The following is an 18456-nucleotide window of genomic DNA, read 5'->3' as shown; positions in this document are numbered from 1 at the left end:
TGATTCAATCAACATTGACAGCCACTGAGTCAACCATGGACAGTCGAATCAAGTCCAGGGAGGAATCATGTCGGTCAACAGGTCCGCAACCACGCTCGTCGACGTACCGCGAGGACTCGCCGGTGTCGTCGTCACCGACACAGAGGTCGGAGATGTCCGGGGGCGCGAGGGGTTCTATCACTACCGCCAGTACTCGGCTGTTGAACTCGCACAGACCCGCGGCTTCGAGGACGTCTGGCATCTCCTGGTCCACGGCGAACTGCCGGACGCCGAACGGGCCGTGGCTTTCCGCGCCGAGACCGCGGCATTGCGGCGGCTGCCCGACGAGGTGCGGGCGGCGCTGCCGGCCATCGCGGCGGCGAGCGGGCGATCCGGGCCGCTGGCGGGCATGCGCACCGCGTTGTCGCTGCTCGGAGCGGCGAAAGGGTTCCGCCCGGTGTACGACATCGGCCCGGACGAGCGGCGACGGGACACGCTCGTGGCCGCTGCGGCCGTGCCGACGCTGCTCACTGCGTTGCACCGGCTGGGCAAGGGGCTGGCGCCGGTGGAGCCGCGTGAGGATCTCTCGTACGCGGCGAACTACCTCTACATGTTGACGGGTGCGGAGCCGGAGCCTCAACGGGCGCGGGCGGTCGAGCAGTACTTGATCTCAACCATTGATCACGGCTTCAATGCATCAACCTTCACGGCGCGGGTCATCGCGTCGACGGGAGCGGACGTCGCGGCGTGTCTCGTGGGGGCCGTAGGGGCGTTGTCCGGGCCGCTGCACGGGGGTGCGCCCAGTCGGGCGCTGGACACCCTGGACGCGATCGGCACGCCCGACCGCATCGACGCCTGGATCCGTGAGCGTGTGCTCTCCGGTGAGCGGATCATGGGCTTCGGTCATGCGATCTACCGCACGGAGGATCCGCGTTCCCGGATGCTCCGGGAGGTCGCCCAGCGATTCGGCGGTCCACGTGTGGACTTCGCTGTCGAGGTGGAACGCCATGTCGAGGCGATCCTGGCCGAGCTCAAGCCGGGGCGGGAGCTGCACACCAACGTCGAGTTCTACGCGGGCGTGGTCATGGAACTGTGCGGCCTGCCCCGCGAGATGTTCACGCCGACGTTCGCGGCGGCGCGGGCGGTGGGATGGAGTGCCAACATCCTGGAGCAGGCGGCGGACTCGAAGATCATCCGGCCGGTGGCGCGGTATGTGGGTCCGCAACCCCCCGTGGCGGTGCCCGTCATGGCATGAGCGATCGCCTGCGACGCCGAACGCCGGTCCGGCTCCCCGACGATGCTTCAGGGGTGCATGAAGATGGCCTGACCTGGGCGGGCGGCCTCTGTCGCAGCGCTGCTGGGTGGGGAGCACTCTTCGCCTGATCGTGCCCCGGTCAAGGCCCTCGTCGAATTTTCACTCACTCGCAGAGTGAGAACAGGCGCATCGTGTGCACCGGAGTCGATATCTTTGCCTGGCCCTGGCCAGGGCGGCTCCGGCGAACACCTCGCGCGCGGAGAGCGCACTCCGACGCACTGCCGACGAACCACCGCGGACGACTTCGGAGGGCACATTTATCCCTCTGAGTCACAAGGCGGTACACCTCCGTGAAGATCGTGCGACGTGTCGGGGCCTCTCCTCGAGAGCGCGGCAGTGCCACCGGGCAGACATGCCCCGACATTTTCGAGCTCAGCAGCGGTGACTTCGCTGTGATCGGGCGCGAAGCGACGGCGGAACTCGACCCCGAGCTCCCGTCGGACGCCGCACGAGCCGACTATGAGCGCATTGTGATCATCTCTCGGGAAACGCTCGTCCGTGCCAAACAGGACATTCCTGACGCTTGACGGTTGCGCGACGGCCGTGCCGTCCGAGAGTCAAGGGGACTCCTCGGGCGGCTGGCCCACGACCCACCACTCGTCCGTGTCGGAATCCGCGAGCTCCTGGATCAGATCGTCCAACATCAGGCCGAGGATGGCCTCCTCCGAGTTCTCGGGCAGGCTCTTCCGGTGATGACGGGTCGCCTCCCAGTACTCACGGAAGACCTCGTTCTGACACATCACCCGCAGGTGGCCGTACAGCTCCGCGCGGTTCATGGCTCCGATGCGGTGGAAGTACATGGCGTTGATGTAGAGCGCGTTGGCGAAGAGGAACTGGCGCTGTTTCTCGAGCGGGATCTGGGTCTCGTAGGTGTCGAGAACGGCGGCCAGAGCGGGATCCTCCATGGCCTTGCAGATCAGGTCGAAGTGGAGCCGGTGCTGTTGGGCGAGAACGGCCCTTTTGCGGTGGCGTGTACTCCGTGTGCCGATGGAGTCGGTGACGGCCGTCACAGTCGCCTTGGCAGCCGAAACGATCCTCCGTACACCTGCATTCAGTGTGGCCATGTCAACCCCCGATTCAGGCGGCCGTCCGCCGGTCGTCGGGGTGCGGGTCGACTGATGGGGACCGGCGAGCGGTGGGCGGCGCTTGCCGTCTCCCAGGGTGCCGAGCGGCTCTGATCGGCGGGGGAGGCGGAGAGGAGGCGCACGGAGGGAAGCGAGGGTCGCACGAACCGGCGCCTTCCCCAACGTCTGCCCCGCAAGTGCTGCTAACAATCGTTCACTTCGCGGTGATTATTCCGGCTCGTATCCTGGTCCGGCATTCAAACCTCGTACGTGCGCCGGGCCTGCGATCCGGTGCACGCGGCAGCGCGAAAGAGGTCGCACGTTGAGTCAGCCGAGCGGGAGCCACCGGCAGATCCCGGTCGTCGTCCTTGCCGGATTCCTGGGTTCCGGCAAGACCACCCTCCTCAATCATCTCCTCCACCGCAGCGGCGGCAGCCGTATCGGAGCCATCGTCAACGACTTCGGTGCCATCGAGATCGACGCCATGGCCGTCGCCGGCGCGCTCGGTGACTCCACCGTCTCCCTCGGGAACGGCTGCCTGTGCTGCGCCGTCGACGTCGGCGAACTCGACCAGTACCTGTCCCGGCTCGCCCATCCCGACACCGGTATCGATGTGATCGTGGTGGAGGCCAGCGGGCTCGCCGAGCCGCAGGAACTCGTCCGCATGGTGCTCGCCAGCGAACAACCCGGAATCGTCTACGGCGGCCTCGTCGAGGTCGTCGACGCCGCCGAGTTCGACGACACCCGCGCCCGGCATCCCGAGATCGACCGGCATCTCGCCCTCGCCGACCTCGTCGTCGTCAACAAGCTCGACCGGGCGGCCGACGCCGGACACGTCCTCGCTCTGGTGCATCGACTTGTCGACCGTGCGGCTGTCGTTCCCGCCACCTACGGTCGCATCGACCCCGAGTTCCTCTTCGACTGCCGGCCCGCCGAGGAGCGCATCGGCCAGCTCTCCTTCGACGACCTGCATGACGACCACGACCACGGTGACGATCACGCCGGACATCTGCACTCCGGCTACGACAGCCTCTCCTATGTCTGCGACGAACCCCTCGACCCTCGCCGGCTGATGGCGTTCCTCGACATCAGGCCCGAGGGCCTCTACCGGATCAAAGGGTACGTCGACTTCGGGCCCTACGACGTCCGCAATCGCTACGCCGTCCATGCCGTCGGGCGCTTCCTGCGCTTCTACCCGGAAGCCTGGGCGCCCGGTGACGCCCGCCTCACCCAGCTCGTCCTCATCGGTTCCGGCATCGACACTCCCGCCCTGCGCAAGGAGCTGGAGGCGTGCAGGGCGGACGCGGACGCCCCGCACGCCGACGAGGCCGGCATGTGGGGCGTCCTTCGCTACGTACAGGATCCCGACGAGCAGGATCCCGACGGGCGGGTCCTCGACGAGCAGGTCCTCGACGAGCAGGTCCTCGACTTCTAGACCGGTCCAGCCACCACCGACACCGTCTTCGCCAGCGACACGCCCGAGCCGTCGCGGCGCGGGTCGATCTCCGGGAGGTCGGCCGGTGTGCCGTTCTTCTGCGCGGCGCGGGCCGGGACGGCGCCCGCCCAGGCCAGGGACAGGCAGTCCTCGCCCTTCAGGAACCGCTGGCAGCGCACACCGCCCGTGGCGCGGCCCTTGCGCGGGTACTGGTCGAAGGGGGTCAGCTTGGCCGTCGTCTGGACCGAGTCGTCGAGCGTGCCGCGCGAGCCCGCGACCGTGAAGACGACCGCGTCCACCGCCGGATCCACCGCGGTGAAGGAGATGACCTTGGCGCCCTCGGTGAGCTTGATGCCCGTCATACCGCCCGCCGGGCGGCCCTGCGGACGGACCTGCGAGGCCTGATAGCGGAGGAGCTGGGCGTCGTCGGTGATGAACACGAGGTCCTCCTCGCCGGTGCGCAGTTCGATCGCGCCGACGATCCGGTCGCCCTCCTTGAGCGTGATGACCTCCAACTCGCCCTTGTTGGACGGGTAGTCGGGGACCACGCGCTTGACGACGCCCTGCTCGGTGCCGAGCGCCAGACCGGGGGAGGACTCGTCGAGCGTGGTCAGGCAGACCAGCGTCTCGTCGTCCTCCAGCGAGAGGAACTCCGACAGCGGGGCCCCGCCCGCGAGGTTGGGGGCCGCGGCGGTGTCCGGGAGCTGCGGAAGGTCGATGACGTTCAGCCGCAGCAGGCGGCCGGACGATGTGACCGCGCCGATCTCGCCGCGCGCGGTGGCCGGTACCGCCGAGACGATCACGTCGTGCTTGCTGCGCCTGGCGTCGGCGTCCTGCGGGAACGGCTCGCCGTTCGACGTACGGGCCAGCAGGCCCGTCGAGGACAGCAGAACCCGGCACGGGTCGTCCGCCACCTGGAGCGGTACGGCGGTCACGGGGGCCGTCGCTCCGGCCTCCAGCAGGACCGTACGCCGCTCGGTGCCGTACTTCTTGGCGACCGCGGCCAGTTCGGCGGAGACCAGCTTGCGCAGCTCGGCGTCCGACTCCAGGATCCGGGTCAGCTCCGCGATCTCGGCGTTGAGCCGGTCCTTCTCCGACTCCAGCTCGATGCGGTCGAACCTGGTCAGGCGCCGCAGGGGCGTGTCCAGGATGTACTGCGTCTGGATCTCGCTCAGCGAGAAGCGCTCGATCAGGCGCTCCTTCGCCTGCGCGGAGTTGTCGCTGGAGCGGATGATGCGGATGACCTCGTCGATGTCGACGAGTGCGGTGAGCAGGCCCTCGACCAGGTGCAGCCGGTCGCGCCGCTTGGTGCGCCGGAACTCGCTGCGGCGGCGCACCACTTCGAAGCGGTGGTCGAGATAGACCTCGAGGAGTTCCTTGAGGCCCAGGGTGAGGGGCTGACCGTCCACCAGCGCGACGTTGTTGACGCCGAAGGACTCCTCCATCGGCGTCAGCTTGTAGAGCTGCTCGAGGACCGCCTCCGGCACGAAGCCGTTCTTGATCTCGATGACCAGACGCAGGCCGTGCGCGCGGTCGGTGAGGTCCTTGACGTCGGCGATGCCCTGGAGCTTCTTCGAGCCGACCAGGTCCTTGATCTTGGCGATCACCTTCTCCGGGCCGACGGTGAAGGGCAGCTCGGTGACGACCAGGCCCTTGCGGCGGGCGGTGACCGTCTCCACCGACACCGTCGCGCGGATCTTGAAGGTGCCGCGACCCGTCTCGTAGGCGTCCCGGATGCCGGAGAGCCCGACGATCCGGCCGCCGGTGGGCAGGTCGGGGCCCGGGACGTGCCGCATCAGGGCGTCCAGGTCCGCGTTCGGGTAGCGGATCAGGTGGCGGGCGGCTGCGATGACCTCGGCGAGGTTGTGCGGCGCCATGTTGGTGGCCATGCCGACCGCGATGCCCGAGGAGCCGTTCACCAGCAGGTTCGGGAAGGCGGCGGGCAGCGCGCCCGGCTCCTGCTCCTGGCCGTCGTAGTTGGGCGCGAAGTCGACCGTGTCCTCGTCGATGGACTCCGTCATCAGGCTCGCGGCCTCGGCGGCGCGGCACTCGGTGTACCGCATGGCGGCCGGCGGGTCGTCATTGCCCAGCGAACCGAAGTTGCCGTGGCCGTCGACCAGCGGGACGCTCATCGAGAAGGGCTGGGCCATGCGCACGAGGGCGTCGTAGATCGACGCGTCGCCGTGCGGGTGCAACTTACCCATGACCTCGCCGACCACGCGGGCACACTTCACGTAGCCGCGGTCGGGGCGCAGGCCCATCTCGTTCATCTGGTAGACGATGCGGCGGTGCACCGGCTTGAGGCCGTCGCGGGCGTCGGGGAGCGCGCGGGAGTAGATGACCGAGTACGCGTACTCGAGGTACGAGCCCTTCATCTCGTCCACGACGTCGATGTCGAGGATCCGCTCCTCGTACGAGTCGTCGGGCGGCGGGGTCTTCGTGCTGCGGCGGGCCATCGCTGCCGGCTCCTCTTTTCTGGTCGCTCGCCTACGGGTCGCTCACGGCCCTTTGGCTCACTCTTGCTGAAGCGTGAACGGGATCTGACGCGGACCATTGTGGACCGCGGCACTGACAGTCCGGGCCAGGACCCGGTTGAGGCGCCCGGCCCGGCGCCGGCACAGCGCCTCCCTCACGATTGCCCGCAGGCTACGCGATCCGCTGTGGGCGTACGCGCTCCGGGAACTTCGCCGAGGGTCCGCACGCTTGCATACAGTGGCAGGACCGGCAGGACAACCGCGGTTTCCACGACCGCGACGGCGATCGAAGGGACGTACATGCCCATGGGTCACACGGCCACAGACCAGGCAGGCACCGGGGGCCTGACAGCGACCGAGCACCGCCTGGCCAACGGCCTGCGCGTGGTGCTCTCCGAGGACCACCTGACCCCGGTCGCGGCGGTGTGCCTCTGGTACGACGTCGGCTCACGCCATGAGGTCAAGGGACGTACCGGTCTGGCTCACCTTTTCGAGCACTTGATGTTCCAGGGCTCGAAGCAGGTGCAGGGCAACGGGCACTTCGAGCTCGTCCAGGGCGCGGGCGGCTCGCTCAACGGCACCACCAGCTTCGAGCGGACCAACTACTTCGAGACCATGCCCACCCACCAGCTGGAGCTCGCCCTCTGGCTGGAGGCCGACCGCATGGGCTCCCTGCTCGCCGCCCTCGACGACGAGTCCATGGAGAACCAGCGGGACGTCGTCAAGAACGAGCGACGGCAGCGCTACGACAACGTGCCGTACGGCACGGCCTTCGAGAAGCTCACCGCCCTCGCCTACCCGGAGGGCCACCCCTACCACCACACCCCGATCGGCTCGATGGCCGACCTGGACGCGGCCACGCTGGAGGACGCGCGCGCGTTCTTCCGCACGTACTACGCGCCGGGCAACGCGGTTCTGTCGGTCGTCGGCGACATCGACCCGGAGCAGACGCTCGCCTGGATCGAGAAGTACTTCGGCTCCATCCCGTCGCACGACGGCAAGCCCGCGCCCCGCGACGGCTCCCTGCCCGAGACGATCGGCGAGCAGCTGCGCGAGGTCGTCGAGGAAGAGGTCCCGGCCCGCGCGCTGATGGCGGCCTACCGGCTTCCGCACGACGGCACACGCGCGTGCGACGCGGCCGACCTCGCCCTCACCGTCCTGGGCGGCGGCGAGTCCTCCCGCCTCTACAACCGGCTCGTACGGCGCGACCGTACGGCCGTCGCGGCCGGCTTCGGCCTGCTGCGCCTGGCCGGTGCGCCCTCCCTGGGCTGGCTCGACGTGAAGACCTCCGGTGACGTCGAGGTACCGGTCATCGAGGCCGCCATCGACGAGGAGCTCGCCCGGTTCGCCGAGGAGGGCCCCACGGCCGAGGAAATGGAGCGCGCCCAGGCCCAGTTGGAGCGCGAGTGGCTGGACCGGCTCGGCACCGTCGCGGGCCGCGCCGACGAACTGTGCCGCTACGCCGTCCTGTTCGGCGACCCGCAGCTCGCCCTCACCGCCGTACAGCGCGTCCTGGAGGTGAGCGCCGAGGAGGTCCAGGCGGTCGCCAAGGCCAAGTTGCGCCCCGACAACCGCGCGGTGCTCGTCTACGAGCCCACCTCCCCGGCCGAGATCGCCCAGAGCGCCGAGGACGCAGAGGGCGCCGAAGACCCGGAGTCCGCGGCCACCGTGGAAGCCACCGACGAGAACGAGGAGGCGGCCAAGTGACCGAGCTCGCCGCGATGGAATTCCACCCGCAGCCGCAGGCGGGCGAGCCCAAGGTATGGGCCTTCCCTGCCCCCGAGCGCGGGACGCTCGACAACGGCCTCACCCTCCTGCGCTGCCACCGCCCCGGCCAGCAGGTCGTCGCCGTCGAGGTGCTCCTGGACGCACCCCTGGACGCCGAGCCGGCCGGCCTGGACGGCGTCGCCACGATCATGGCGCGCGCCTTCTCCGAGGGCACCGACAAGCACTCCGCCGAGGAGTTCGCCGCCGAGCTGGAGCGCTGCGGCGCCACCCTCGACGCGCACGCCGACCACCCGGGCGTCCGCCTCAGCCTCGAAGTGCCGGCCTCCCGCCTCGCCAAGGCGCTCGGTCTGCTCGCCGACGCCCTCAGGGCGCCCGCGTTCGCGGACAGCGAGGTCGAGCGGCTCGTCCGCAACCGCCTGGACGAGATCCCGCACGAGCTGGCCAACCCGTCCCGCCGCGCAGCCAAGGAGCTCTCCAGGGAGCTGTTCCCGGCCGACTCGCGCATGTCGCGCCCGCGCCAGGGCACCGAGGAGACGGTCGAGAACATCGACTCCGCTGCCGTGCGCGGCTTCTACGAGAAGCACGTGCGCCCCGCCACCGCGACCGCCGTGGTGGTCGGCGACCTCACCGGCATCGACCTGGACGCCCTGCTCGGCGACACCCTCGGTTCCTGGACCGGCTCCACGGGCCGGCCGCGGCCGGTGCCACCGGTGACCGCCGACGACACCGGCCGGGTCGTCATCGTGGACCGCCCCGGCGCCGTCCAGACGCAGTTGCTGATCGGCCGCATCGGCGCCGACCGGCACGCACGCGTGTGGCCCGCGCAGGTGCTCGGCACGTACTGCCTCGGCGGCACCCTCACCTCCCGCCTGGACCGTGTCCTGCGCGAGGAGAAGGGCTACACCTACGGTGTGCGCTCGTTCGGTCAGGTCCTCAGGTCCGCCCCGGACGGTTCGGGCGCCGCGATGCTCGCCATCAGCGGCTCCGTCGACACCCCGAACACCGGTCCCGCCCTGGACGACCTGTGGAAGGTGCTGCGCACGCTCGCCGAAGGCGGCCTCACCGACGCCGAGCGCGATGTCGCCGTCCAGAATCTCGTCGGGGTGGCGCCGCTCAAGTACGAGACCGCGGCGGCCGTGGCGAGCACGCTGGCCGACCAGGTCGAGCAGCACCTGCCGGACGACTACCAGGCGACCCTGTACCAGCAGCTCGCCGCGACGGGCACCGTCGAGGCCACCGCGGCCGTCGTGAACGCCTTCCCGGTGGACCGGCTGGTGACGGTCCTGGTCGGCGACGCGGCCGCCATCAAGGAGCCCGTCGAGGCCCTCGGCATCGGCGAAGTCAAGGTCGTGACGGCCGAGTAGAGGCACCCGACCTCAGGGGCCCTGGTGACGCAAGCGCCACCAGGGCCCTCGGATGTCCGAATTGGGCAGGAGGTTGCCTGTCTGCCCTGTGGGATGCGCTACAAAAGCCGTGATCCGTTTGGGGATTGAAAGTGGCCCCGCTTAGCGTCCTCTGGGCTGTCCGTCAGGCACTGCGCCGCGCCCGCGGCACCGGACAGTCATCGCCGAGTCCCCGCATGGCGCGAGCCAGGGGAGCCGGGGACCCACGCAACACGTCCCTGGGGTGAATCGGACGCCCGCGCGAGCCGCGAGGGAGTCCGTAGGAGACCTTCCTGCTCCGAACCCGTCAGCTAACCCGGTAGGCGAGAAGGAAGGAAAGGACCAGCCACCACATGGCGTTCACCTGCGCCACCGGGAAGCACCGTCGTCCCAGCCGCATGAAGCGCACCACCGCCCGCGCGGCAGGCGTCGCGGCCCTCGCCACCACCGGCGTCATCGGCACCATCGCCGCCCCCGCACTCGCCGCCGACAACTCCGTCGAGCAGACCGGCCTCATGCCCGTCGTCAGCGCCGGCGACTCCCTCGCCGATCAGCTCGACGCCCAGGCCGCCGCCCAGGCCCAGGCCGCCGCGCAGAAGAAGGCGGCGGCGGAGGCCAAGAGGAAGGCCGAGGCCCGGGCCAAGGAGGAGCGCGAGGCCAAGGAGCGCGCCGCCCGTGCGGCCGAGCGCAAGCGCCTCAACAGCTTCGTCGTCCCGATCTCCGGCTCCTACATCTCGACCGGCTACAAGTCCGGCGGCTCCCTGTGGTCGTCCGGCAGCCACACCGGTGTCGACTTCCACGCCGCGAGCGGCACTTCCGTGCACGCGGTCGGCCGCGGCACGGTCGTGGAGGCCGGCTGGGGCGGGTCGTACGGCAACGAGATCGTGATCAGGATGGCCGACGGCACGTACACCCAGTACGGCCACCTGTCGTCCATCGGCGTCTCGGTCGGCCAGTCGGTCACCCCGGGCCAGCAGATAGGAGTGTCCGGCGCGACCGGCAACGTCACCGGCCCGCACCTGCACTTCGAGGCGCGCACCACCGCCGAGTACGGCTCGGACATCGACCCCGTCGCCTACCTGCGCTCGCACGGCGTGAACGTCTGACGACCCACGGCGCGATCTCCGCGAGGCCCCGGCTCCCCGAGCCGGGGTTTCGTCGTTTCCGTCGCCCCGTTGTCCAAAAAATATCCTCGGATTCCGGTCTGCCGTCGGAAATTCCCGTCCATTGCAATAGAGTCACTGAACACACGTCAATCGGCGACGTTTCACGGGGATTAAGACGGAGGTCGGACATGCGTATTCCGGCGCACTCGGTATGCACGGCGATCCGGGACGACATCGTCGCTGGTGTCTACGAGCGCGGCAGCCGGCTCACCGAGGAACTGCTCGCCCGCCGCTACGGCGTTTCCCGTGTCCCGGTCCGGGAGGCCCTGCGCACCCTGGAGGCCGAGGGCTTCGTGGTGACGCGGCGGCACGCGGGCGCGTGCGTTGCCGAACCGTCCGAGCAGGAGGGTGCCGACCTGCTGGAGATGCGGATGCTCCTCGAGCCGCTCGGCGCCTCCCGGGCCGCCCAGCGCCGCACTGAGGCCCATCTGAAGGTGCTGCGCGGCCTGGTCCGGCTGGGCCAGGAGCGGGCCAGGAGGGGCAACAGCGAGGATCTGCGCTCTCTGGGGGGCTGGTTCCACGAGACGCTCGCCCAGGCCTCCGGCAGCCCCGCGCTGACCTCGATGCTGACCCAGCTGCGGCACAAGATCGCCTGGATGTACGTCGTGGACGCGCCGGCCAACCCCGCGGAGTCCTGGGCCGAGCACGGCGCGATCGTGGATGCGGTGGCGCGCGGGGACGGCGAGCGCGCGCGGGCGATCACGGCGCTGCACACCGAGCGCTCGGGCGCGGTGCACCGGCTGCGGTTCGCCTCCGGGCAGGATCGCGCGGACCGTGTGAGGACCTCGCAACATCCTGTAAACGTGACAGGCCTGCGGCATTAACACGGGCGCCGTATACAAAGAGAGGGTAATTCGAGGGGGATTATTTCTGCTGCCCGCAAAAGGGAAATGCGAAGGGCCCGCCCGGTAATTCGGACGAGCCCCTCGGTGCTTTTTACGGCACTTTCCCTCAGACGGTCTCGGGAAGCTCCTCGAGCCCCTCGGCGACCAGCTTCGCGAGGCGGTCGAGGGCCGCGTCCGCGCCCTCGGCGTCGGAGGCGAGGACGATCTCCTCGCCGCCCTGCGCGCCCAGGCCGAGAACGGCCAGCATGGAGGCCGCGTTGACGGGGTTGCCGTCGGCCTTGGCGATCGTCACCGGGATGCCTGCGGCCGTGGCGGCCCGGACGAAGATGGAAGCGGGACGGGCGTGAAGGCCCTCGGCCCAGCCGACGTTGACGCGGCGCTCAGCCATGTGATGCTGCCCTTCGGTGTTCAGGGTTGTCTAGACCAGTTTCCCACACGTGAAGCGCCCCCGGACAGGACCTGAAGTCCCTCCGGGGGGAGTGGTCGGACCGCGGCCTCGGCCCGACTTCCGTCCTTGTGCGTCCTCGCGCGTTCTCCACAGACTGCCTCGCGCCGTTGTCGTACGCGAGCCGTACTCTGGGGCCCATGCAGAGCGCGTCGGACCGGCACGAGTACCCCGCCCACTGGGAGGCCGACGTGGTGCTGCGCGACGGCGGCACCGCGCGCATCAGGCCCATCACCGTCGACGACGCCGATCGCCTGGTCAGCTTCTACGAGCAGGTCTCGGACGAGTCGAAGTACTACCGCTTCTTCGCGCCCTACCCTCGCCTGTCCGCCAAGGACGTCCACCGCTTCACGCACCACGACTTTGTGGACCGGGTGGGGCTCGCCGCCACCGTCGGCGGCGAGTTCATCGCCACCGTACGCTACGACCGCATCGGCCCCGAGGGCATGCCCGCCTCCGCCCCCGCCGACGAGGCCGAGGTCGCCTTCCTGGTCCAGGACGCCCACCAGGGGCGCGGCGTGGCCTCCGCCCTCCTCGAACACATCGGGGCCGTCGCGCGTGAGCGCGGCATCCGGCGCTTCGCCGCCGAGGTGCTGCCGGCGAACGTCAAGATGATCAAGGTGTTCACCGACGCCGGGTACACCCAGAAGCGCAGCTTCGAGGACGGCGTCGTACGCCTGGAGTTCGACCTGGAGCCCACCGACCGCTCGCTCGCCGTGCAGTACGCGCGCGAACAGCGCGCGGAGTCGCGGTCCGTGCAGCGGCTGCTCACCCCCGGCTCGGTCGCTGTCGTCGGTGTCGGCCGCAGCCCCGGCGGCGTGGGCCGCAGCGTGCTCGGCAACATCCGGGACTACGGGTTCACCGGCCGCCTGTACGCCGTGAACAAGGCCTTCCCCGACGGGCAGAAGGAGCTCGACGGCATCCCCGCGCTCCGCTCGGTGCGCGACATCGACGGTCCCGTCGACCTCGCGGTCGTCGCCGTGCCGGCCGAGCAGGTCCCCGAGGTCGTCGCCGAGTGCGGGGCACACGGCGTGCAGGGACTCGTCGTGCTCTCCGCCGGGTACGCCGAAAGCGGCCCCGAGGGGCGGGATCGCCAGCGTGAACTCGTGCGGCACGCACGCGCGTACGGCATGCGGATCATCGGCCCCAACGCGTTCGGGATCATCAACACCTCCCCGGGGGTCCGGCTGAACGCCTCGCTGGCCCCCGAGGCGCCTCGCCCCGGCCGGATCGGCCTGTTCGCCCAGTCCGGCGCCATCGGCATCGCCCTGCTCTCCCGGCTGCACCGACGCGGCGCCGGCGTCACCGGCGTGACCGGCGTCTCCACCTTCGTCTCCTCCGGCAACCGCGCGGACGTGTCCGGCAACGACGTCCTGCAGTACTGGTACGACGACCCGGACACCGACGTCGTCCTCATGTACCTCGAGTCCATCGGCAACCCCCGCAAGTTCACCCGCCTCGCCAGGCGTACGGCGGCCGCGAAACCCCTGGTCGTGGTGCAGGGCGCGGGCACCGCCCCGCAGGGCCACGCCGTCCGCGCGACGCGCCTGCCGCACGCCACGGTCTCCGCGCTGCTGAGGCAGGCCGGCGTGATCCGGGTCGACACCATCACCGAACTGGTGGACACCGGCCTGCTGCTCGCCCGCCAGCCGCTGCCCACCGGCCCCAAAGTGGCGATCCTCGGCAACTCCGAGTCGCTCGGTCTGCTCACCTACGACGCGTGCGTGGCCGAAGGGCTCCGGCCGTCGACCCCGCTGGACCTCACCACGGCCGCCGCACCGGAGGACTTCCACGCGGCCCTCGCGCGCGCGTTGGCGGACGACTCCTACGACGCGGTGATCGTGACGGCCATCCCGGCGGTCGGCGAGGGATCCGCCGGCGACGCCGCGCTCGCCGAGGCGCTCAGGTCCGCGGCGGAGCAGGTCCCCGGCAAACCGGTCCTCGTGGTCCATGTCGAGCTCGGCGGCCTCGCCGAGGCCCTGTCCGCGGCGACCAGCACCGCGCCCCAGGCCGCCTCGGCCCCGCCGGCGATCCGCGCCGACCATCCCTTCCGCGCCCTGGACCGGCTGCGTGCCACGCCGGCCCCCGCGGAACCGCCCGCCGCCGAGACCCGCGAGCGCCTCATCCCCGCCTACCCCGCCGCCGAGCGCGCGGTGCGGGCCCTCGCCGACGCCGTGCAGTACGCCCAGTGGCGCCGGGAGGCCGCCGAACCCGGCAAGGTGCCCGAGTCCATCGACGCGGCCATCGACGAGAAGGGTGCCGCCGCCCTGATCGACGGCCTGCTCACCCGCGGGCAGGGCCTCACCCTCGGCAGCGAGGAGACCTGCGAGCTGCTCGGCACCTACGGCATCCAGGTCCACCGGGCCCTGCCCGCCACCACCGCCGACGCGGCCGTCCAGGCCGCCGCGACCCTCGGCTACCCGGTCGCCCTCAAGGCCACCGCCCCGCACCTGCGCCACCGCGCCGACCTCGGCGGCGTACGCCTCGATCTCGCGGACGAGGAGCAGCTGCGGCGGGCGTACGCCGAGCTGACCGAGTTGTTCGGCACCCCCGACGAACTGCGGCCCGTGGTGCAGGGGATGGCCCCGCGCGGGGTGGACACGGTGCTCCGGGCCGTCATCGACCCGGCCGCCGGCGCCGTGCTGTCCTTCGGACTCGCCGGGGCCGCCTCGCAGCTGCTCGGCGACACCGCGCACCGGCTGGTTCCGGTCACCGACCGGGAGGCGGCGACCCTCGTCCGCTCGATCCGGACCGCACCGCTCCTCTTCGGCTGGCGGGGTTCCACCCCGGTCGACACACCGGCACTGGAGGAGCTCCTGCTGCGGGTGTCCCGGCTGGTCGACGACCATCCCGAGGTCGTCGCGGTCACCTTGGAGCCGGTCGTCGTCGCCCCGCGCGGCCTGAGCGTTCTCGGCGCCTCCGTGCGGCTCGCGCCGCCGCCCGCCCGCGACGACCTCGGCCCGCGGACACTTCCCGCGTACTGAGCAGCGGCGAGCGGTGCCTCGTAGTCAGTGCGCCCCCGTAGGATGGACGTCATGGCCAAGACCAGTACGACGACCCAGGGGCTGCGAGCGGCGATCGAGCGCAGCGGCTACTACCCGGCCCTCGTGGCCGAGGCGGTGGAGTCCGCGCTGGGCGGCGAGCCCATCCGGTCGTACCTGGTCCACCAGGAGACGACGTTCGACCAGAACGAGGTGCGGCGGCACGTGACCGTGCTGGTCCTCACCGGCAACCGCTTCATCGTCAGCCACACCGACGAGCAGGCCGCGGACAGCACGTCCCCGACGCCGTACGCCACCACCTCCACGGAGTCCGTGAAGCTCGGCCGGATCTCGTCGGTCGTGGTCAGCCGGGTCGTCGCCAATCCGGAGCAGTACCAGCCGGGCACCCTGCCCCGCGAGGTCGTGCTGACCATCGGCTGGGGCGCCGTCTCCCGCATCGACCTGGAGCCCGCCGCCTGCGGCGACCCCAACTGCGAGGCGGACCACGGTTACACCGGCAGCTCCACGGCGGACGACCTCAGCCTGCGCGTCAGCGAGGCGGGGGACGGCCCGGACACCGTGCGCCAGGCGCTCGCCTTCGCCCAGGCCATCTCCGAGGCGACCGCGGACGTCACCCGCTGATGGCGCAGCCCGCCGCCTGGGACCACTCGGAACCCCTAGCCCTCGACACCGCGCCCGTCCCCGAGTACGGCACCGGCTCCCTGGCCGACCTGCTGCCCACCCTCGCCGCCGGCATGGCCGTACCGGACACGACCGCCGCGATCTCCGAGCTCACCCCCGCCGACCGGAACTGCGTGTTCCTGATCGACGGCCTCGGCTGGGAGCAGCTGAAGGCGCACCCGGACGAGGCGCCCTTCATGACCTCCCTGCTGGCCGACTCGCGCGGCGGCACCGGCCGCCCCCTGACCTCCGGTTACCCGGCGACCACCGCGACCTCCCTCGCCTCCGTCGGCACCGGCCGGCCGCCGGGCGCCCACGGCCTGCCCGGCTACACCGTGCGCAACCCGGCCACCGGCGAGCTGATGAACCAGCTGCGCTGGCAGCCGTGGACCAAGCCGCAGGTCTGGCAGCCGTACCCCACCGTCTTCCAACTCGCCGACCAGGCCGGCGTGCACGTGGCCCAGGTCACCTCGCCGACCTTCCAGAACACTCCGCTGACCAAGGTCGCGCTCAGCGGCGGCACGTTCCTCGGGCGGCTGTCCGGCGAGGACCGCATGGACCTGGCGGCCGAGCAACTCGCCGTCGGCGACCGCTCGTTGGTCTACACGTACTACTCCGAGGTCGACGGCGCGGGCCACCGCTTCGGCGTCGACTCCGACACCTGGCGCGGCCAGCTGATGTACGTCGACCGCCTGGTCCAGCGGCTCGCGGAGCAACTGCCGCCGAACAGCACGCTGTACGTCACCGCCGACCACGGGATGATCGACATCCCCTTCGACGAGCAGCACCGCATCGACTTCGACGAGGACTGGGAACTGCGCGCGGGGGTCGCCCTGTTGGGCGGCGAGGGCCGCGCCCGCCATGTCTACGCGGTGCCGGGCGCCGCTGGTGACGTCCTGACCTGCTGGCGTGAGGTCCTCGGCGAGCAGTTCTGGGTCGCTTCACGCGACGAGGCGATCGCCGCGGGCTGGTTCGGGCCGCCGGACCACTGCGACGAGCGGGTGTACGACCGGATCGGCGACGTGGTCGCCGCCGCCCGCGACGACGTGCTCCTCATCGCTTCCGAGCGGGAGCCGAAGGAGTCGGCGATGGTCGGGAACCATGGTTCGATGACCCCCGCCGAGCAGCTTGTCCCGCTGCTCGAAGTACGCTCCTGAGACCGACCCGGCCCTATCCGCCGCAGAAACCGAAAGGTGCTCGACCTCCCATGCCCGAGCTGGTGTTCTTCTCCGGAACCATGGACTGCGGGAAGTCCACACTGGCTCTCCAGATCGAGCACAACCGTTCGGCGCGTGGCCTGACGGGCATCATCTTCACCCGGGACGACCGGGCCGGCGAGGGCAAGCTGTCCTCGCGGCTCGGTCTGGTCACGGACGCGGTCGAGGTCGAGGACGGCCAGGACCTCTACGCCTACCTCGTCGACCACCTCTCCCAGGGCGGTCGCGCGGACTACGTGATCGCGGACGAGGCGCAGTTCCTCACGCCGGAGCAGATCGACCAACTGGCCCGCGTGGTCGATGACCTGGACCTCGACGTCTACGCCTTCGGCATCACGACCGACTTCCGCTCCAAGCTGTTCCCGGGGTCCCAGCGCCTGGTGGAGCTGGCCGACCGGGTCGAGGTCCTCCAGGTGGAGGCCCTGTGCTGGTGCGGCGCCCGGGCCACGCACAACGCCCGTACGGTCAACGGCGAGATGGTCGTCGAGGGGGCCCAGGTCGTCGTCGGGGACGTCAACCAGGCCGACGACATCGGCTACGAGGTCCTGTGCCGCCGGCACCACCGACGCCGTATGACCGCGGGGACGGCCCGCGCGGCCGCGCTGTCCCCGGACGTGCTGCCGGTCGCGTCGGCCGGGGCACGCTTCTGACCTGACGTCCTCGGGGCCGGTCTGCGCAGGTCGGGGTCCCTGCCGACGGCACCGGTCCTCGGTGCCGTGATTCCACAGCCGCGCGGACGCCCCTCCGCCGGCAACTCCTCGTGCGGGACGACCCGTCCGCCGTGGTGCTCCGCCACCCGCTCGGCGTGCTCTGCCCTCGTCATGCGAGGGCGGTGCCCTCGCCGGGGCAAGTGCGGCGCCGCCGGCACACGGCCCGCCCGAGAGGTCTCAGCGCGGGTTCTCGATCAGCGCGAACCGCGCCCCCTCCGGGTCCGCCACCGTGGCCACACGGCCGTGCGGGCTGTCGTGCGGGGGGCGCAGGACGTGGCCGCCCAGGTCGGTGAGGAGGCGGGTGGAAGCGGTCGCGTCTGCCACCTCGAAGTAGGTCATCCAGTGCGGCCCCCGGTCGCGGGGAAGGGTGTGACCGACGCCGTGCAGGCCGGCGACCGGACGGCCGCCGGCGTGGAGGGTGACGTAGTCGAAGCCGGCGGAGACCACCGGCTCCTCCTCGTAGCCGAAGACCGTCTCGTAGAACTTGGCGACGCCCACCGTCTCGAAGGTGAGCAGCTCGTGCCAGGCGGGAGTGCCCGGTACGCCCGCGACGGACGTGCCGAGGTGCGCCGCCGCCTGCCACACCCCGAAGACGGCGCCGGAAGGGTCGGAGCCGATCACCAGCCGTCCGGCGTCCCCGGCGTCCAGCGGTCCCACTCCCACCGTGCCGCCGCACAGGCGTACCGTTTCGGCGCTCAGGTCGATGTCGTCCGAGGCGAGGTAGGGCGTCCAGGCCACCGGAAGCTGGCGGTCGGGCGGCAGCTGGCCGATCCCGGCGACCTCCTGGCCGTCCAGGAGGGCCCGGACATAGGGCCCGAGCTGCTGCGGGCCCGGCACGAACTCCCAGCCGAACAGCGATCCGTAGAACTCCTGCGTCGCGGCCATCCCGTGCACCATCAGACTCACCCAGCAGGGCGTACCGGGCGTGTGCCGAGCGGGCGGGGCGGCCGACCCCCTTGCCTCGGTCATCGTCACTCTCTCCTCGGCCCCTCGCGGTGGCCGTGTCGTGTCCGCGGTCCGGACCTCCGTGCCGA

The 18456-nt window shown here is 71.0% G+C and carries 15 protein-coding genes and 1 riboswitch; of the genes, 11 read left to right on the top strand and 4 right to left on the bottom strand.

The genetic code is table 11. The features are described from left to right. Positions 1–67: 67 nt before the first annotated feature. Both M2157_RS13805 and M2157_RS13800 read left to right on the top strand, forming a co-directional pair. Positions 68–1234, top strand: a complete 1167-nt coding sequence (locus M2157_RS13805) for a citrate synthase/methylcitrate synthase (RefSeq protein ID WP_280862170.1) — start codon at positions 68–70, stop codon at positions 1232–1234. Positions 1235–1584: 350 nt separating this feature from the next. Beyond that, positions 1585–1821 (top strand): hypothetical protein, encoded by a 237-nt coding sequence (locus tag M2157_RS13800; protein ID WP_266529456.1) that lies wholly within the window; start codon positions 1585–1587, stop codon positions 1819–1821. A 30-nt stretch (positions 1822–1851) separates the two neighbouring features. Here M2157_RS13800 and M2157_RS13795 read toward each other — a convergent pair whose 3' ends face one another. Then, a complete protein-coding gene (locus M2157_RS13795; RefSeq protein WP_348541790.1) occupies positions 1852–2304 on the bottom strand; it encodes a DUF6082 family protein in 453 nt (150 codons plus the stop codon). Between the two features lie 376 nt (positions 2305–2680). Here M2157_RS13795 and M2157_RS13790 point away from each other — a divergent pair, with 376 nt between their 5' ends. Continuing rightward, positions 2681–3793: a GTP-binding protein gene (locus tag M2157_RS13790; protein ID WP_280865392.1), complete on the top strand. Its 1113-nt coding sequence runs from the start codon at positions 2681–2683 to the stop codon at positions 3791–3793. Here the strand turns inward: M2157_RS13790 and M2157_RS13785 are convergent. Beyond that, the gene (locus tag M2157_RS13785) at positions 3790–6249 is read right to left on the bottom strand and encodes a DNA topoisomerase IV subunit A (protein WP_280862167.1); all 2460 of its coding nucleotides are present in this window, start codon (positions 6247–6249) and stop codon (positions 3790–3792) included. The two genes, M2157_RS13790 and M2157_RS13785, sit on opposite strands and share 4 nt — an antisense overlap. A 324-nt stretch (positions 6250–6573) precedes the next feature. Here M2157_RS13785 and M2157_RS13780 point away from each other — a divergent pair, with 324 nt between their 5' ends. The 4 genes from M2157_RS13780 to M2157_RS13765 all read left to right on the top strand — a co-directional run bounded on the left by M2157_RS13780 (position 6574) and on the right by M2157_RS13765 (position 11367). Then, on the top strand, positions 6574–7974 hold the full coding sequence (locus M2157_RS13780; protein ID WP_280863766.1) for a pitrilysin family protein: 1401 nt from the start codon (positions 6574–6576) through the stop codon (positions 7972–7974). Further along, the gene (locus M2157_RS13775; RefSeq protein ID WP_266558605.1) at positions 7971–9359 is read left to right on the top strand and encodes a pitrilysin family protein; all 1389 of its coding nucleotides are present in this window, start codon (positions 7971–7973) and stop codon (positions 9357–9359) included. Before M2157_RS13780 ends, M2157_RS13775 begins: the two co-directional genes overlap by 4 nt. A gap of 191 nt (positions 9360–9550) precedes the next feature. Next, positions 9551–9717, top strand: a riboswitch (cyclic di-AMP (ydaO/yuaA leader). A 13-nt stretch (positions 9718–9730) separates the two neighbouring features. Next, on the top strand, positions 9731–10483 hold the full coding sequence (locus tag M2157_RS13770) for a M23 family metallopeptidase (RefSeq protein WP_280862166.1): 753 nt from the start codon (positions 9731–9733) through the stop codon (positions 10481–10483). Between the two features lie 188 nt (positions 10484–10671). Beyond that, positions 10672–11367: a GntR family transcriptional regulator gene (locus M2157_RS13765; protein ID WP_280862165.1), complete on the top strand. Its 696-nt coding sequence runs from the start codon at positions 10672–10674 to the stop codon at positions 11365–11367. 127 nt (positions 11368–11494) lie between these two features. On the opposite strand, the gene M2157_RS13760 is transcribed toward M2157_RS13765, so the two are convergent. Further along, positions 11495–11776: an HPr family phosphocarrier protein gene (locus M2157_RS13760; RefSeq protein ID WP_007385204.1), complete on the bottom strand. Its 282-nt coding sequence runs from the start codon at positions 11774–11776 to the stop codon at positions 11495–11497. A 197-nt stretch (positions 11777–11973) separates the two neighbouring features. On the opposite strand from M2157_RS13760, the gene M2157_RS13755 reads away from it, so the two are divergent. The 4 genes from M2157_RS13755 to M2157_RS13740 are packed head-to-tail and all read left to right on the top strand — an operon-like array spanning position 11974 to position 17362. After that, positions 11974–14817: a bifunctional GNAT family N-acetyltransferase/acetate--CoA ligase family protein gene (locus M2157_RS13755; RefSeq protein ID WP_280865391.1), complete on the top strand. Its 2844-nt coding sequence runs from the start codon at positions 11974–11976 to the stop codon at positions 14815–14817. 42 nt (positions 14818–14859) lie between these two features. Next, a complete protein-coding gene (locus M2157_RS13750) occupies positions 14860–15456 on the top strand; it encodes a DUF5998 family protein (RefSeq protein WP_266529629.1) in 597 nt (198 codons plus the stop codon). After that, entirely contained in the window at positions 15456–16652 is a 1197-nt protein-coding gene (locus M2157_RS13745) for an alkaline phosphatase family protein (RefSeq protein ID WP_280865390.1), read from the top strand. Before M2157_RS13750 ends, M2157_RS13745 begins: the two co-directional genes overlap by 1 nt. Before the next feature lie 50 nt (positions 16653–16702). Next, complete coding sequence (locus tag M2157_RS13740) at positions 16703–17362, top strand: thymidine kinase (RefSeq protein ID WP_280862161.1); 660 nt, start codon at positions 16703–16705, stop codon at positions 17360–17362. Positions 17363–17599: 237 nt separating this feature from the next. Here M2157_RS13740 and M2157_RS13735 read toward each other — a convergent pair whose 3' ends face one another. Further along, complete coding sequence (locus M2157_RS13735) at positions 17600–18391, bottom strand: VOC family protein (RefSeq protein ID WP_280862160.1); 792 nt, start codon at positions 18389–18391, stop codon at positions 17600–17602. Between the last annotated feature and the right edge of the window lie 65 nt (positions 18392–18456).

The organism is Streptomyces sp. SAI-127 (assembly GCF_029894425.1).
Taxonomy (GTDB): domain Bacteria; phylum Actinomycetota; class Actinomycetes; order Streptomycetales; family Streptomycetaceae; genus Streptomyces.
This window is presented reverse-complemented; position numbering and strand designations above follow the sequence as displayed.

Excerpts from the sequence above, each read along its gene's own strand:
- M2157_RS13770 (WP_280862166.1), top strand. The coding sequence starts at position 9,731 with ATGGCGTTCACCTGCGCCACCGGGAAGCACCGTCGTCCCAGCCGCATG.
- M2157_RS13805 (WP_280862170.1), top strand. The coding sequence starts at position 68 with ATGTCGGTCAACAGGTCCGCAACCACGCTCGTCGACGTACCGCGAGGA.
- M2157_RS13735 (WP_280862160.1), bottom strand. The coding sequence starts at position 18,391 with ATGACCGAGGCAAGGGGGTCGGCCGCCCCGCCCGCTCGGCACACGCCC.
- M2157_RS13785 (WP_280862167.1), bottom strand. The coding sequence starts at position 6,249 with ATGGCCCGCCGCAGCACGAAGACCCCGCCGCCCGACGACTCGTACGAG.
- M2157_RS13780 (WP_280863766.1), top strand. The coding sequence starts at position 6,574 with ATGGGTCACACGGCCACAGACCAGGCAGGCACCGGGGGCCTGACAGCG.
- M2157_RS13745 (WP_280865390.1), top strand. The coding sequence starts at position 15,456 with ATGGCGCAGCCCGCCGCCTGGGACCACTCGGAACCCCTAGCCCTCGAC.
- M2157_RS13740 (WP_280862161.1), top strand. The coding sequence starts at position 16,703 with ATGCCCGAGCTGGTGTTCTTCTCCGGAACCATGGACTGCGGGAAGTCC.
- M2157_RS13755 (WP_280865391.1), top strand. The coding sequence starts at position 11,974 with ATGCAGAGCGCGTCGGACCGGCACGAGTACCCCGCCCACTGGGAGGCC.
- M2157_RS13760 (WP_007385204.1), bottom strand. The coding sequence starts at position 11,776 with ATGGCTGAGCGCCGCGTCAACGTCGGCTGGGCCGAGGGCCTTCACGCC.
- M2157_RS13765 (WP_280862165.1), top strand. The coding sequence starts at position 10,672 with ATGCGTATTCCGGCGCACTCGGTATGCACGGCGATCCGGGACGACATC.
- M2157_RS13750 (WP_266529629.1), top strand. The coding sequence starts at position 14,860 with ATGGACGTCATGGCCAAGACCAGTACGACGACCCAGGGGCTGCGAGCG.